Source organism: Ureibacillus thermosphaericus, from assembly GCF_002370195.2.
Taxonomy (GTDB): Bacteria; Bacillota; Bacilli; order Bacillales_A; family Planococcaceae; genus Ureibacillus; species Ureibacillus thermosphaericus.
In genome coordinates this window covers 1,513,642-1,528,722 of the sequence record NZ_AP018335.1, presented here as the reverse complement: position 1 = coordinate 1,528,722, position 15,081 = coordinate 1,513,642, and the positions used below count along the sequence as shown (strand labels likewise).

Here is a 15,081-nt window from a genome sequence, read left to right as displayed (position 1 = left end):
GGTTGCGTTTGCCATGCATTTTGATCGACCTACACCACTAGAAGGAGAAGAAGGACTAAAAAATTGGATTATCATGTTCTGCAGTGAACTATTTGAGGGAATGAAAGAAGAAGGTAAACATGCAATCATTGAGAACGAGGAAAAAGCTTTAAAGCCTTCACTTGTGATAATGGTGTTTGGTTTGCTTATTATAAACGTATACGATTCACGAAGTAAACCATATGGAAACAACTAAAAAATAACCTTTCCCTCTATTTGTGGATTTCGAAATAGTAAGCTAAAATAATGTCATCGATGCATGTACGGAGGTAACAAATGAGAAAAGAATTTGTAGTTATTGGGTTGGGACGATTTGGAGGAAGTATCTGCCGGGAATTAGTTCGACTTGGAGCAGATGTGATGGCAATTGATTCTTCATCTGATCGAGTGGAAGAATTTTCTAAAATTGCTACCCATGCGGTTATTGCAGATTCCACAGATGAGGAAGCATTAAAATCACTCGGTATCCAAAACTTTGAACATGTGATTGTGGCAATTGGAGACGATATTCAAGCAAGTATACTCACGACATTAATTATAAAAGAATTAGGTGTACCCCAAGTTACTGTGAAAGCGCAAAACGATTATCACGCAAAAGTATTACAAAAAATAGGGGCGGATTTAATCGTACACCCAGAACGAGACATGGGTATTCGCATTGCCAATAACATAATGTCGTCCAATGTCCTTGATTATTTAGAATTATCCGATGAGCACTCCATTATGGAAATTAAATCAAACCATCGCATTGCTGGATATTCTATTAAAGATTTAGATATTCGTGCGAATTACGGAATTAACATTATCGGGATTAAACGAGGCGAACAAATCATCATTTCTCCTAGTGCCGATGAAAAAATATTATTAGGCGATATATTGCTTGTCATCGGAGCTGTAGTGGATATTAACCGCTTCGTCAATCGGGCGATGACATAATAAGTGATATATTTCATGAAGCCTTGATGAAGCTTTTCTTTCCAAAAAACAACTCTTTTGAAACAATCATGATACAAAAAAAGCTGTCTGAAGAGTTTTCTTACCTTCAGACAACTTTACCTTTTATTTTTCCTCTATAATCCTGTTTACCCGCTGTTCTAACATTTTCATTCCTTTTCCACCAGCTTGATAGTGCCGCAAAAAACCGGAGCGGTCAAACAAATAATAGGAAGGCACATATTCATTTTCAAATAAATCCGATAATAATAAATCATTATCTACAAATATAGGCTGTGTCATATTTAACTTTTCCGCTACTTGTTTAATTGTTTCAATATCCGTATCTTCTTTTGAACGAGGCATATGCACTGCTACGACACTCAAGTAATCTTTATACTTTTCACGAAATCGATTAAAATCGGGCATAGCTTCTTTGCATAAGTAGCAGCTGATTGACCAAAAGTGGATTAACGTGAGTTTTTCTCCTAATAATTCTTCTTTTCGCACTTTCCCATTAATCCATATTGTTGCACCATCCAATTCTGGTAATGGTGAACGCAATTTCATCAACTTTCCCCCTTAAAAATATCTCCCATGCCTCTGTAAAATCATAATGTAGATTGACCAGGGCGCCAATTGGCTGGGCATAACCCGCCCGTTTGAAGAGCCTGTAATACGCGCAATACTTCATCAACATCCCGACCAATATTATTGTGATGTATGACTTGATATTGAATCTCACCATCTGGACTAATAATAAATAATCCGCGAAGCGCTACCCCTTCCTCTTCTATTAAAACACCAAACTTCCTTGAAACTACGTGATTGTGATCCGAAGCTAAAGGGTAATTTAGCTGTCCAATACCATTTTTCGTCCGCTCTGTATTGATCCATGCTAAATGAGTATATATTGAATCTGTCGACACACCGATTACTACTGCATTTAATTCTTCAAACTCATCATAGCGATCGCTCAATGCTGTAATTTCCGTGGGACATACAAAAGTAAAATCCATTGGATAAAAAAATAGAACAGTCCATTTCCCTTCATTCATGATATCTTCTAAAGCAACTTTTCCAAAGGTCTTATCCGGCATTACTGCATTCAATTCAAATAACGGAGCCTGTTTATTCACTAAACATTCTGCCATGTGAGATTCCCCCTAACCGCCAAAATGAAGGTAATACTTTCCTTTTTTACGTTAACAAATGCATTCCGTATTTTCAATTATTTTGGGTACAACGCTTCCTAATATCTTACTGAAAAGTTAAAAAAATATTGCATTTTTTCTTTATATAAATATGAAAATTTTATAAAAAATTGTTGCATTCCAATTAAAATTAGGTATAATCATTATCTGTAATTGTAAACTAAAAGTTTTGTAAAAGTAAACTTTCTTACAAAAAGTTTAGAAAAAATAAACTACTTGTCGAAAAAGAGGAGTTTTATCTATGCAAATCGGAAAGAAAATTAAAGCATTGCGCATTAAGAAAGGGTTAACTCAAGAAGAGCTCGGAGAAAGAACGGACTTAACTAAGGGTTACATTTCACAACTTGAACGCGATTTAAACTCCCCTTCCATCGACACGCTTTTTACCATTTTAGAAGTATTAGGTTCCACCCCTAAAGAATTTTTTGATGATGACTTTGAAGAACAAAAAGTGGTTTACAGCGAGGAAGACCAAACCACTTATATAGATGATGAAAAAAAATATGAAATCAAATGGCTTATACCGACTTCCAATGATAAAGAAATGGAACCGGTCATCATTACATTTCAAAAGGGTGGCGAATATAAACAATTCGAACCTTCTCTAGCCGAAACATTTATTTATGTATTAAAGGGTCGGATTCGAGTTGTTTTAGGGGAAGAAGAATACATCGCCAGTGAAGGAAATTCAATCTACTATGAAGCTTCAAGCAATCACCAAATATTTAATGCCAATGATGGTGAGTCACAATTGCTTCTTGTAGCAACAGAATCTTATCTATAGTGTTTAGGAGGCTTGGATATGAGTAACACAATTATTCAATTTGAAAATGTATCAAAATCTTATGACGATGGGACAGTAGTATTAAAAAACATTAACTTTGAATTGGAGAAAGGAAAGTTTTATACCTTACTTGGACCATCAGGTTGTGGAAAAACAACGATTCTTAGAATAATTGCGGGTTTTACAGAGCCTTCTAGCGGAAACGTCTATTTTAATGGAAAAAAAATCAACAACGTTCCTGCTCACCAACGACAAGTAAATACAGTATTTCAAGACTATGCGCTATTTCCACATTTAAATGTCTTTGAAAATGTCGCATTCGGATTGCGCATAAAAAAGATAAAAGAAAGTGAAATTAAAGAGCGTGTTATGGAAGCGCTGAAATTTGTCAATTTGGAAGGGTTTGAAAGCCGTGAAATTTCTGAGATGTCAGGTGGTCAGCGACAACGTGTAGCCATTGCACGAGCAATTGTCAATAATCCAGAAGTGATTTTGCTAGATGAGCCACTATCTGCCCTTGACTTAAAATTACGTTCTGAAATGCAATACGAACTCAGAGAATTACAGCAGCGACTTGGAAAAACCTTTGTTTTTGTCACTCACGACCAAGAAGAAGCCTTAGCGATGTCCGATGAAATTTTTGTATTAAACGATGGTGAAATTCAACAATCAGGTTCCCCTGTTGACATATACGATGAACCAATCAACCGATTCGTAGCGGATTTTATAGGAGAATCAAATATCGTTGAAGGCATTATGTTAGAAGATTACAAAGTGCAATTTGCCGGAAGAGTTTTTGATTGTGTTGATAAAGGCATGAAACCAAATGAAAAAGTAGATATTGTCATCCGACCTGAAGATTTGGAAATTACATCAGTGGACAAAGGAAAACTTGTTGTAACAGTCGATACTCAATTGTTCCGCGGTGTGCATTACGAGTTATCGACTTATGATAAAGACGGTAATGAATGGCTCGTTCATTCTTTGAAAAAGGCAGAAGTTGGCGAAGAAATCGGCTTAAACTTTGATCCGGAAGCAATCCATGTAATGCGTTTAAATGAGACGGAAGAAGAATTTGATAAACGATTAGAATCATATGGAGAGGGTAACAATGCGTGATCGTGTAGCAAAAGGGCCGCTCATTCCCTATCTCCTTTGGATTGCTTTCTTTGTCATTGCGCCAATTGCCTTAATCGTTTATTATTCCATGCTAGATTTAAACGGCAATTTCACATTGGAAAACTATAAACGATTCTTTTCGCCTGTTTATATCCAGATGACACTTACTAGCTTTTTTTACGCTGTCATCATAACTTTCTTTACATTGCTTATTTCTTATCCGATGGCATTTATTTTAACGAAAACGAAACACAAATATCTTTGGCTCATGTTTATCATTATTCCATCATGGATTAATTTACTTTTAAAAACTTATGCTTTCATCGGAATATTTGGTTTATATGGACCGATTAACGCAGTGGTCAGCGTATTTGGAATTGAGCCACAACAAATTTTATTCACTGATTTTAGTTTTATATTTGTGTCTGTTTATATCTTTATTCCATTTATGATTATTCCGATTTTTAACTCCTTAGATAAGTTAAATCCAACATTAGTGGATGCAGCAAGAGATTTAGGTGCATCACCTTTTACTACATTCCGCCGAGTAATTTGGCCATTAACAATCGAAGGCGTGAAGTCGGGAATTCAAGTTACATTTATTCCTGCATTATCACTCTTCATGATTACTCGCTTAATTGCAGGAAACCAAGTGATTACATTAGGGACAGCTATTGAACAGCAATTCCTCGTTGCCCAAAACTGGGGAATGGGTTCAACAATTGCCGTATTCCTTGTATTAATTATGTTAGTAAGTATGTTATTCACTGGTAGAAAAGCAAAAGGAGGTCGCGTGTAATGAATAGATTATCTACACCAGCAAAAATATATGTCGCCGTTGTATTCATCATATTATACGCGCCGATCTTCTATTTAATTTTCTACTCATTCAATAGCGGTGGTTCCATGCATAATTTTGAGTCGTTTACAATGGAACATTATCAAGCTGTTTTTGAAGATTCTCGGTTGTTAGTCATATTAATTAACACAATCATCATCGCCCTGTTATCTAGTTTCATTTCTACGATTCTCGGTACTTTAGGGGCCATTGGAATTGTGTCAATAAAAAACCGAAAAATGCGAAATACGTTGCTTTCATTAAATAATATTATGATTGTAAGCCCAGATGTAGTGATTGGTGCAAGCTTTTTAATTCTCTTTACGATGATTGGAGTAAAACTCGGATTTACGTCAGTCCTAATCTCACATATTGCTTTTAGTATTCCGATTGTTGTTTTAATGGTATTGCCGAAGTTATTAGAAATGAATCCAAATTTAATTGATGCAGCACAAGATTTAGGTGCCACTAAACGGGATGTTTTATACCGTGTAATCGTCCCTTACATTAAACCTGGCATTTTTGCAGGCTTCTTTATGGCACTCACCTATTCATTAGATGATTTCGCTGTTACGTTTTTCGTAACCGGAAACGGATTCTCTACATTATCTGTAGAAATTTATTCCATTGCTCGCGTTGGCATTTCATTAACAATTAATGCCCTTTCAGGAATTATCTTTGTCGTGACGGTTCTTATTGTAATTGGTTACTATTTCGTAACCCGCCGCACGAAGCTTGCTAACGGGGGGTTAGGACGATTATGAAATCATTAATTAACTTAAGTATCGCTATTTTGCTACTATGTGCGGGGCTTTACTTCGTTGCTGATCAATTGGAAGCTTCCGGTGGCAAAGGAAGTAAAGACACGATTACAATTTACAACTGGGGAGACTATATCGACCCAGATTTATTAAAACAATTTACTGAAGAAACTGGAATTAAGGTCATTTATGAAACCTTTGATTCCAACGAAGCAATGCTGACAAAAATCCAACAAGGTGGAACAACATATGACATCGCCATCCCATCTGAATATACTATTGAGATGATGATTGAAGAAGATTTACTCCACCCAATTGATCATTCAAAAATACCGAATTTACAATATATTGATCCCTATTATTTAGACTTACCTTTTGATCCGAAAAACAAGTATTCTATACCATATTTCTGGGGTACGGTTGGCATTGTCTTTAATCCAAATTTAATTCCAGATCATATCACTTTTGAATCATGGAACGATTTATGGGATCCTTCCCTGAAAAGAAAAGTATTTTTAGTGGATGGTGCCCGCGAAGTAATGGGAATGGGTTTAAACTCCATTGGCGAATCGTTAAATGCAAAAGATGAGAAATTGTTGCGTCAAGTAACTGATAAACTCGTCACCCTTTCTCCAAATATTAAAGGGATCATCGGTGATGAAATCATACCTTTAATGATTAATAATGAAGCAGCTGTTGCCCTCACATGGTCGGGATCAGCAGCTGATATGATGTCAGAAAATGAAGAATTAGATTATGCAGTACCACAGGAAGGATCAAATTTGTGGTTTGATAACTTTGTCATTCCTAAAACAGCAAAAAATATTGATGGTGCACATGCCTTCATTAACTTTATGCTGGATCCTGAAGTAGCAGCGCAAAATGCTGAATATGTTGGTTATTCCACACCAAATAAAGCTGCATTAGACATAATGGATCCAGAAATTGTTAACGATGAACGTTTCTACCCTCCTGAAGAAATAAAAGATCGGTTAGAAGTATATGAAAATTTAGGCTTAGAATGGCTAGGAAAATATAACGAATACTTTTTGGAATTTAAAATGTCCATCAGGTAGCTCTTTTGTCAATGACAAAAATGAATGATTTAGAGTTTCTTTTTAAGAAACTCTAAATTTTTTTCTTTTTCAGGGTTTTCACTAGCATTGCACTAATTAAATCTGATGATTCAAAATACTAAGAATGTTCAATTTTTTATTGATTTCGAAACAAAAAAATCCTTTACAATGGAAGTACAGGTGGTTCCTGTCCAAATCCAATCGTAAAGGATAAACGTTATGGACAAGAATACACTAATTTCATCATTTGGTAAATGGGTTTCACCCATAAATATTCAAAAACTTAGCGAACAAGTCAAAGAATTGAAACAGGACTATTACACAAAAAAGCTGACAACAGAAGCCTATATTAAACTTTTATTGGTAGCCCAGCTGCTCGAATTTAAGAGCTTAGAGGAAATGAGTGATGCACTTGTAGACGAAGATCTTCAAAAAGCACTCGGATTTGAATCGATAAGTGCCTCTCAGCTATCCCGAAAAAACAATCAGATCAACCCACTAATTCTTGCAAATTTGTTCTTGGATCTTGTTTGGAAAATTCAACGGTACCATTATAAAACCGGAAAGAATATGCCACTGAAAATCATTGATTCAAGTACACTCCCGTTGAATTTGACCAATTATAAATGGGCAAAATTCCGTAAAACAAAAGCTGGTGTAAAGCTACACTTACGGCTCGTTTTCATGGATAAAGACACCGTCTATCCTGAAAAAGCAGTGATTACGACAGCAAAAGAACATGACCGAAATCAACTCGAAGTCCTAGTGGATGATAAAGAAGCCATGTATGTGTTTGACCGCGGTTATGTGGACTATGAACGTTTTGATCGGATGACAGATGATGGCTATTTCTTCGTTTCAAGACTGAAGAAAAACGCAGTCATTCGTGAAGTCTATACATTTTCACTTCCTGATGATTGTCACGTTCTATCCGATAAAATGGTCTACATTGGTACCACACAAAATCGTACTGAAAATGTCTTTCGTCTACTAGAAGTTATGGACACAAAAGGGAACTTACTTCGTTTCATCACCAACCGATTTGATTTAAAACCAGAAGAGATAAGTGATATTTACCGATCTCGCTGGGCTATTGAACTCTTTTTCAAATGGCTCAAGCAACACGTAGAAATTAAGCACTTTTATGGAATGAGTGAAACAGCTATTCAAAATCAAATTTTCTTAGCCCTTATCACGTATTGCTTACATGTTCTCATTCAATTGGAGATGAAAAGTAAGAAATCTCTACTTCGAATTACTCGTTGGTTAAAGAGAGCTCTGTGGAAACCAGCTTATGTTTGGTTGCGAAAATTTGATGGGCGAGCCAGTCCATAATCTCCCTTTTGTCGTTGTCGCTCTGGTTTAACTGTATATATTTACCAAATGGGCAGTGCCACCTTTCTTTAGGTTTTGTCTTTTTGGCACAAATTCACAAAAATTAATTAACAGAAAATTCTAACTATATTTATGCAATGCTAATGCAGGGTTTTATTAATATAATCTTTTTCTTCTCATAGTCGTTCTATAATTCTTGGGATAGCCGAATCATATCCCTGCATTGAATGCCATTTTCAAAAATCTCTATATCGTAGTGCCTTATAAAATAATCTCTGTCGATACCGGTAATTCGAAAACCGCATTTTTGATAAAGAGCTAGTTGGGAGATGCTTGAGTTTCCGGTTCCAATTTCAATTGTTTTAAAACCTTTTTCTTTTGCTGTATTCACTGCATGCATAACCAAAAGTTTTCCTATTCCTTTTCCTTGATAGTTTTCAGCAACAGCAACATTCACGACTTCCATTGTTTTGGGTCTTGTCGCAAGCAGGACATAAACTCCTACAATTTGATGATTCATTTCCGCAACATAGCATTCACCTCTTTTTAAATATTCTTCCACATTGTCCACAGAAGGATCCGCCAATAACAACAAATCCATTGGCGGATTTTCATTGTTATTTAATAATCGTATAATCATAAAATCCCCCTTTTAAATTAAGTAAGGAAGTAAAATGCCAAAAGGTTATAAATAATAATTTGTCCACCTTCACAATTGGTTGGACCATATAAAATTTTACTGTTTTCTGTTGTAAATATCATGCTTAGCAATTTTAACTACGCTGTTCAGAGGAGGCAGATACAGTAATTGCTTTATATTTATATAGCAGATTGTTAAAATAATCGATTGATTAAAATTCTTTCTCCTATATTTTCCTTATTGTAATATGATAAAATAGTTCATTATTTCATAGTAAGTTTTTTGAATTAAATGGAAGGTGATCGGAATGTCACAGAGAAAGAAAAAGTTGGTCATGTTTATGTTAATGTTTAACTTATTCATTACAATGGGAGGCATTGGAATGGTGGTTCCGGTGTTACCTTCCTACCTGGATCTTTTTGGAGTTGGGGGTACCATCCTCGGATTTTTAGTTGCTGATTTTGCCTTTGCCCAATTTATTTTTTCGCCGATTGCGGGGAATCTATCGGATTTATATGGACGAAAATTCTTTGTCATTTTGGGATTAATCATTTTTGGATTTTCACAAATCTTCTTTGGGATAGCAAAAGCAATTTGGATGCTGTTTTTTGCCCGTTTCTTGTCAGGAGCTGGCGCTGCCTTCATCATGCCACCGGTGATGGCCTATGTAGCGGATATTACAACAGTGGAAGAACGGGGAAAAGGAATGGGATTTCTCGGAGCAGCCATATCTCTTGGATTTATGATTGGGCCAGGGATTGGTGGATTTTTAGCTAAAGTGAATTTGCATTTTCCCTTTTATTTTGGAGGGATCGTTGCTTTAATAGCAGCTATCGTTTCTTTTATCGTCTTACCGAATATTAAACAACAACAGAAAGAACGATTAATAACAAAAGGGAAAGATAACATCTTTCAACAATTATTACGTTCCCTTCATACGCCCTACTTCGTCATGTTATTAGTCGTCTTTGTTTTTAGTTTTGGTATCGCAAATTTCCAATCGACGTTGTCTATGTACTTAACTTATAAATTTGGCTATACGCCTATGGATATCGCTATCGTTATGATAATCGGCGGTTTTCTTGGCGTAATTTTACAAGTATATATTGTCGACCAGCTATTTAAACGATTCGGTGAGATGAAAGTTATATTAGTCAATTTGATTATTGCTGCCCTTTCCATGGTTGGTATGGTGTATATAAAAGGATTTTTCATTATTATTACCATTACGTCTATTTTCCAAATTGCCACAACTTTTATTCGGCCAGCAGTCAACACATTAATTTCGAAATTGGCAGGGGCTGAGCAAGGTTTTGCCGCTGGAATGAATAATGCATATATGAGTTTAGGTAATATGGTTGGTCCCGCCCTCGCAGGAATAATGCTTGAATGGAAATTATCTTCACCATTTATTCTTGGTGCATTCATCTTATTTGCCTGTTACATATTAGCTCACCTTTGGACAATGAAAAAAGCACCACAATTATTGAAAGCAAATGAAGAATATTAATAGAAAAAGAGCGGATGGAATAAAATCGTTCCATTCGCTCTTTATTTGTTTATTGAGAATTAGTTTTTCAAATACACACTATTGTTCATATTTCGCCATTGTTTTTCATCAATAAATTATCGTTGGGACTCATCTACTGAATCAGCATGTTTTTTCACTACTTCAACAAAAGCTTCCACTTGTCGTAATCGGAAGGAGGATTCATAACCAATCAGCCAAGTATCCCGAGTTAGCCCAATATCTGTATCTCCAGATGTTAATGCAATTTTGTTTACATTTTCTCCTCCATTTAATGTAATAGAAGGTAAAATCGCATATCCAATACCATTGAGCGCCATTTGCTTACATGTTTCAATTTGATCTACAATGATTTGTCTTTTAGGGCTAGATGCAAAGTGACCTTGCCACCAAACTTGAATTTCTTGATAATAATTGGAATCGCTTTTAAATTGAATAAATGGCCGTTCCGTCGTTAAAATTTCTTCTAATCTTTCAATTTCTTTATCTACTAGATACATTGTATCGCGGAATAAGTGCATCTTTTTCCCTTTCCACTCTGACTGGCCTCTGACAATACCAACTTGGGCTTCCCCATCATAAAGAGCTTTCACAATTTCAGAACTCCAACCGGTAATTAATGAAATTTTAACATCTGGATAAGTTGTGACAAATTCTTTTAACACTTTTGGTAACCAGTTAATTCCAACGATGGAGGCACAAGCGATTTTTAATGTACCATGCACTTTTGAATCTAGAGCTTGAATCCTTTCAAAAACTTCTTCTTTTTTTTGCAATGTCTCAATTGCATATTGAATAACTAATTCTCCTGCAGGTGTAGGCATCAATCCCTTTTGAGAACGAATGAATAATTGAGTACCCCAATATTTTTCAATCGATTGCAATCGTTGAGATAACGCAGGTTGTGTAATAAATAGCCGTTCTGCTGCCTTGCGCATATTTCGTTCTTCCGCTAATATTTTTATAATTTCTGCTTCTGTCGTTGTCATCCAATCACTCCAAAAAAATACGATACATAAAAATTCAATAAAAATCGACAAAATCCTTTTCATCCATGGATTTTGCCGATGATTGTTCAATTAATAATCTAATACTTGATAAATATATTTTTTTAATTGCTTTAAAATCACTCTTCTCGTTAATATCCCTGCAAAAGTACCTTCATGATCTACAACGCATAAAAAGGCATGGTTAATGACTAAATCTAATGCCCTTTGAATCGTATCATCGATTTTTAAATATGTGACATTTCGATCCATGCAGTCATCAACTTTAATATGAGCTAATTTTTCATACTCAATCCGCTCTAACCCAAGTATTGATTCGGTAATCATCTTTGAACTTACCAAACCATGAATTCGAAACTTCGTATCCAATACCGGTACTTGAGAATAACCTGTTTTAGTAAGAACTAACAATGCATGTTCAGCACTATTTCCAACTAAAACATGTGCTACTTTTTCTGCCGGAATAATAAAATCACTAATCGGCGTTTCCAAAAAGGCTCTTGTCTTTGTTGAAATCAAATCCTTCAACCCCTTCCATGAGGACCCCAGTTACCACTATCATATCATATTTGACAGTTTTATGACCATGACAATGACACATGAATTTTTGGGTTGAAGGATTTTTTGTTTTAATAAGAAGCAGATTTTGCCCAATAGTAAAAAATCATGATACCAGTAAATATACCGAAAATAATGTACATAATAATGATTGGATTCATTAAAATTGGATGTTCTCGAACAGTTTTACTAATAGGTGTATCCATAGCGGAAGCTCGCTCTTCTGTTTTCTTCATGACACTTACAGTCATGACATACGAAACACCAACAATAATTAAGCCTACAATAATTGTCGGAATGGTCCATCCACCCATCATCATACTCTCCCTTCTAGTCTTAAGAAGAGTATGTTTCTTTTTTTTATTTTTTATTCTTCTTAATAAAAACGACTGCTTTCAATTAAAATGGAAATTGGTTGAGCCATTGGCCGCCATCCAACGTTACGCATTCTCCGTTCATATAGGCACACTTTTCAGATAACATGAATGCTGCCAAATCCGCAATTTCTTCTGGTGTACCTAGACGTTTTAAAGGGACGGATTCAATCGTGCGTTTTGCTTGTTCTTCTGATTCCCAAAGTTTTTCTGCACCACCCGTTCTGTCAATCGGTCCTGGTGCAATGGCATTTACACGTATTCCATATTTGTGTCCCCATTCAACAGCAAGAGTACGAGTTAATGACAATACTCCTGCTTTGGCTGCTGCGGAGTGAACGACCCCTGCACCTGCTTGCCAAGCATATGTGGCTACCATATTTAAAATTTTTCCTTTTATCCCTTGTTCAATCCAATATTTTCCTACTTCTTGTGAGCAATAAAATGTTCCATTTAAAACAATATCAATAACCGCTTTCCAACCATTTGGCGATAATTTTTCTGCTGCAACAATAAAGTTTCCTGCTGCATTATTTACTAATCCATCAATTTTTCCAAATCGTTGAATGGCATATTGAACCATTGCCTTTACTTGCTCCACATCTCGAACATCCATCTGAAACGTTTCAATTGTATTGCCAAACTGTGAAATCTCATTTTTTGCCTTTTCAAGACGCTCTTCATTTCGACCAGTTATAAGGACATTAGCACCTTCTTGCACAAATTTTTTTGCCATAGCCATTCCCATTCCACTAGAGCCGCCTGTTACGATAATCGTTTCATTGTTTAACATAAACATTCCTCCCATCGTATATGAATGAATAACCATTCATCTCTATTGTACAAGAAAAGAAGTGCAAAGTTTGTCGAAAATTCAACTTTTGCTATTTTTTAAATAAAAAATAAATATTCTATATTTTTACATATTTAACATTTAGTATAATTGTTGTATAATATTTTCTATGTTTTGTTTTCTTGAAATTATTTCAATTATCAAAATCTTCGACATATGTAGTGTCGAAGATTGTATTTGATTGGTAGAAAAGTAATCTTTACTTACCTTTGTTTTTTATTCCAACAATGGAAGTTTGAATAATCCCGAATAGCGATCATGTCACTATTCGGGATATTGAAATTGGAAGCTATGTAGTAATCCTAAACGAATTGCATTTATTTACATTCTAAATATTTTTTAATAACTTCTTCCACCGGCATCGGTTTATTATACAAATAACCTTGTCCTTTTTTACAACGATTTTCCTTTAAAAATAATTCTTGATATTTTTCTTCCACACCTTCTGCGACCACATCCATCTCTAAATGATGTGATAAAGAAATAATCGCTTTTATTATGGCTTCATTTTTTTCATCTTTGTTAATATCCGAAATAAAAGATTGATCGATTTTGATGATATCAATCGGGTATTTTTTTAAATAACTTAAAGAAGAATAACCTGTACCAAAATCATCTACAGATACATAAACACCGAGCTTTTTTAGCTTTTTCAATATTTCTTCCGTTTCTTCTACATTTTCCATTGAACTTTCTGTAATCTCCAGTTCAATAAATTGTGGGTCAACCTCGTACTTCTTTAATACGGATTCAATTTTATTCGGGAAGTTTAGTTGTTTAAATTGCATTGGTGAAATATTTACTGCAATTCTTACAGGACGATATCCTTTTTTTCTCCATTCTCGCTGATAACTACAAACTTGTTCCAACACCCAATCTCCTATTTCAATAATTAAACCGCTTGATTCAGCTAAAGGAATAAATTGGGATGGTGGAACATAACCAAACTTCGGGTTGTTCCAACGGAGTAAAGCTTCAAAACTATCAATCTCATTCGTTAAATAATTTACTTGCGGTTGCAAGTGGATGGATAATTCATTAAACTCGATCGCCCGTTTTAAATGAGCTTCCATCAGCACTTCATTTTTAAAATCTTTACTCATTTCTTCACGATAGAAACGATAATGAGCACGGCCATGAGTCTTCACATAAAATAGTGCTTGTTCTGCTTGATGCAACAATGAGTTAAAATCTCTTTTTTGCTCAGAATTTAATGTAGCAATCCCAATGGATGCAGTTACAAAATATTCTTGTCCATCTATAATAAAAGGTACTTTTAACTCCTCTAACACTTGGTTAGCAAGAAGTTCCACTTCTTCTCGAAGATAATGCTTCATTAAATAAAGGAATTCATCACCATTATAATGATATAATTCAATGTTTTTTCCTTTTAATCGCTTAAATCGCTCACTAATTTGCTTAATCATTATATCTGCATTTTGTTTTCCTAACGACTCGTTATACTTTTTAAAGCGATCAAGATCTACCAATAAAATTGATAGATTCATATCATGATTATAGTTACGATATTTCTCATCCCAACGAAAATTTAATGCTCTTCGATTTAGCAATCCTGTATTTTCATCAATAAACGATATATAGCTAAATTCCTTCCCTTGACTCATGATGACCGCATAATACAATTCGTCATGAAACTTAATCGGTTCCACATACATTTGCAATTCTTCATCCATATTCATTGTTATGTATTGAATTTTCTCTTGCTTTTCTAATATCACTTTTTTGATTTCATTCCAATTTAATAGCTCAAAAAATTGTTCAGCGTCCATCCCTTTTTCAAAAGTATTGGGCGTTAATTTGTAAGCACTGGAATTAATCATTTCTACAGAAAATTTTCCAGCCCTTAACTGTTTTAATATGACAATCGCATTAAAAGGGTTAAGTTTCATGACATATTGTAAGTAATCTTTTTCTGTATTGGCTGGAAAGTTGATCATCGATGTTCCTCCATTACTATGTAAATGTATAAAAAGGTGTAGTTTATGTGTCGGGTCATTTATT

The 15,081-nt window shown here is 35.0% G+C and carries 17 protein-coding genes; 9 read left to right on the top strand and 8 right to left on the bottom strand.

Going from position 1 to position 15,081, the window contains the following annotated elements:
• The first annotated feature begins 13 nt into the window (after window positions 1-13).
• Together UtA1_RS17895 and UtA1_RS07305 are read left to right on the top strand one after the other, a co-directional pair.
• A complete protein-coding gene (locus tag UtA1_RS17895; protein ID WP_331855256.1) occupies window positions 14-235 on the top strand; it encodes a hypothetical protein in 222 nt (73 codons plus the stop codon).
• A gap of 80 nt (window positions 236-315) precedes the next feature.
• The gene (locus UtA1_RS07305) at window positions 316-975 is read left to right on the top strand and encodes a potassium channel family protein (protein ID WP_016838285.1); all 660 of its coding nucleotides are present in this window, start codon (window positions 316-318) and stop codon (window positions 973-975) included.
• A 123-nt stretch (window positions 976-1,098) separates the two neighbouring features.
• Here UtA1_RS07305 and UtA1_RS07300 read toward each other — a convergent pair whose 3' ends face one another.
• Window positions 1,099-1,542, bottom strand: a complete 444-nt coding sequence (locus UtA1_RS07300) for a TlpA family protein disulfide reductase (protein WP_096550555.1) — start codon at window positions 1,540-1,542, stop codon at window positions 1,099-1,101.
• Between the two features lie 41 nt (window positions 1,543-1,583).
• A complete protein-coding gene (locus tag UtA1_RS07295) occupies window positions 1,584-2,126 on the bottom strand; it encodes a peroxiredoxin (protein ID WP_096550554.1) in 543 nt (180 codons plus the stop codon).
• Window positions 2,127-2,427: 301 nt separating this feature from the next.
• On the opposite strand from UtA1_RS07295, the gene UtA1_RS07290 reads away from it, so the two are divergent.
• From UtA1_RS07290 to UtA1_RS07265, 6 genes are all read left to right on the top strand, one after another.
• On the top strand, window positions 2,428-2,970 hold the full coding sequence (locus UtA1_RS07290; RefSeq protein WP_096550553.1) for a helix-turn-helix domain-containing protein: 543 nt from the start codon (window positions 2,428-2,430) through the stop codon (window positions 2,968-2,970).
• A gap of 18 nt (window positions 2,971-2,988) precedes the next feature.
• Window positions 2,989-4,089, top strand: a complete 1,101-nt coding sequence (locus UtA1_RS07285; RefSeq protein ID WP_096550552.1) for an ABC transporter ATP-binding protein — start codon at window positions 2,989-2,991, stop codon at window positions 4,087-4,089.
• The gene (locus UtA1_RS07280; RefSeq protein WP_016838280.1) at window positions 4,082-4,888 is read left to right on the top strand and encodes an ABC transporter permease; all 807 of its coding nucleotides are present in this window, start codon (window positions 4,082-4,084) and stop codon (window positions 4,886-4,888) included. The genes UtA1_RS07285 and UtA1_RS07280 overlap by 8 nt, the downstream gene beginning before the upstream one ends.
• Window positions 4,888-5,691, top strand: coding sequence for an ABC transporter permease (locus tag UtA1_RS07275; protein WP_096550551.1), 804 nt, complete (start codon window positions 4,888-4,890; stop codon window positions 5,689-5,691). Before UtA1_RS07280 ends, UtA1_RS07275 begins: the two co-directional genes overlap by 1 nt.
• Complete coding sequence (locus tag UtA1_RS07270; RefSeq protein ID WP_016838278.1) at window positions 5,688-6,764, top strand: ABC transporter substrate-binding protein; 1,077 nt, start codon at window positions 5,688-5,690, stop codon at window positions 6,762-6,764. Before UtA1_RS07275 ends, UtA1_RS07270 begins: the two co-directional genes overlap by 4 nt.
• A 219-nt stretch (window positions 6,765-6,983) precedes the next feature.
• On the top strand, window positions 6,984-8,099 hold the full coding sequence (locus tag UtA1_RS07265; RefSeq protein ID WP_096549683.1) for an IS4 family transposase: 1,116 nt from the start codon (window positions 6,984-6,986) through the stop codon (window positions 8,097-8,099).
• 187 nt (window positions 8,100-8,286) lie between these two features.
• Here the strand turns inward: UtA1_RS07265 and UtA1_RS07260 are convergent, their stop codons facing one another.
• Window positions 8,287-8,739 carry a GNAT family N-acetyltransferase gene (locus UtA1_RS07260; RefSeq protein ID WP_096550550.1) on the bottom strand — a complete coding sequence of 151 codons (453 nt, stop codon included), beginning with the start codon at window positions 8,737-8,739 and terminating at the stop codon, window positions 8,287-8,289.
• A 307-nt stretch (window positions 8,740-9,046) separates the two neighbouring features.
• Between UtA1_RS07260 and UtA1_RS07255 the strand changes: the two genes are divergently transcribed.
• Complete coding sequence (locus UtA1_RS07255; RefSeq protein ID WP_096550549.1) at window positions 9,047-10,249, top strand: MFS transporter; 1,203 nt, start codon at window positions 9,047-9,049, stop codon at window positions 10,247-10,249.
• A gap of 116 nt (window positions 10,250-10,365) precedes the next feature.
• Here the strand turns inward: UtA1_RS07255 and UtA1_RS07250 are convergent, their stop codons facing one another.
• The 5 genes from UtA1_RS07250 to UtA1_RS07230 form a co-directional block, all read right to left on the bottom strand.
• Window positions 10,366-11,256, bottom strand: coding sequence for a LysR family transcriptional regulator (locus UtA1_RS07250; protein WP_096550548.1), 891 nt, complete (start codon window positions 11,254-11,256; stop codon window positions 10,366-10,368).
• 90 nt (window positions 11,257-11,346) lie between these two features.
• A complete protein-coding gene (gene cbpB / locus UtA1_RS07245; protein WP_016838274.1) occupies window positions 11,347-11,793 on the bottom strand; it encodes a cyclic-di-AMP-binding protein CbpB in 447 nt (148 codons plus the stop codon).
• Window positions 11,794-11,903: 110 nt separating this feature from the next.
• Window positions 11,904-12,152 carry a short-chain dehydrogenase gene (locus tag UtA1_RS07240; RefSeq protein ID WP_232019915.1) on the bottom strand — a complete coding sequence of 83 codons (249 nt, stop codon included), beginning with the start codon at window positions 12,150-12,152 and terminating at the stop codon, window positions 11,904-11,906.
• A gap of 79 nt (window positions 12,153-12,231) precedes the next feature.
• Entirely contained in the window at window positions 12,232-12,999 is a 768-nt protein-coding gene (gene fadH, locus UtA1_RS07235) for a 2,4-dienoyl-CoA reductase (protein WP_096550547.1), read from the bottom strand.
• A gap of 377 nt (window positions 13,000-13,376) precedes the next feature.
• Window positions 13,377-15,017, bottom strand: coding sequence for a putative bifunctional diguanylate cyclase/phosphodiesterase (locus UtA1_RS07230; protein WP_096550546.1), 1,641 nt, complete (start codon window positions 15,015-15,017; stop codon window positions 13,377-13,379).
• Between the last annotated feature and the right edge of the window lie 64 nt (window positions 15,018-15,081).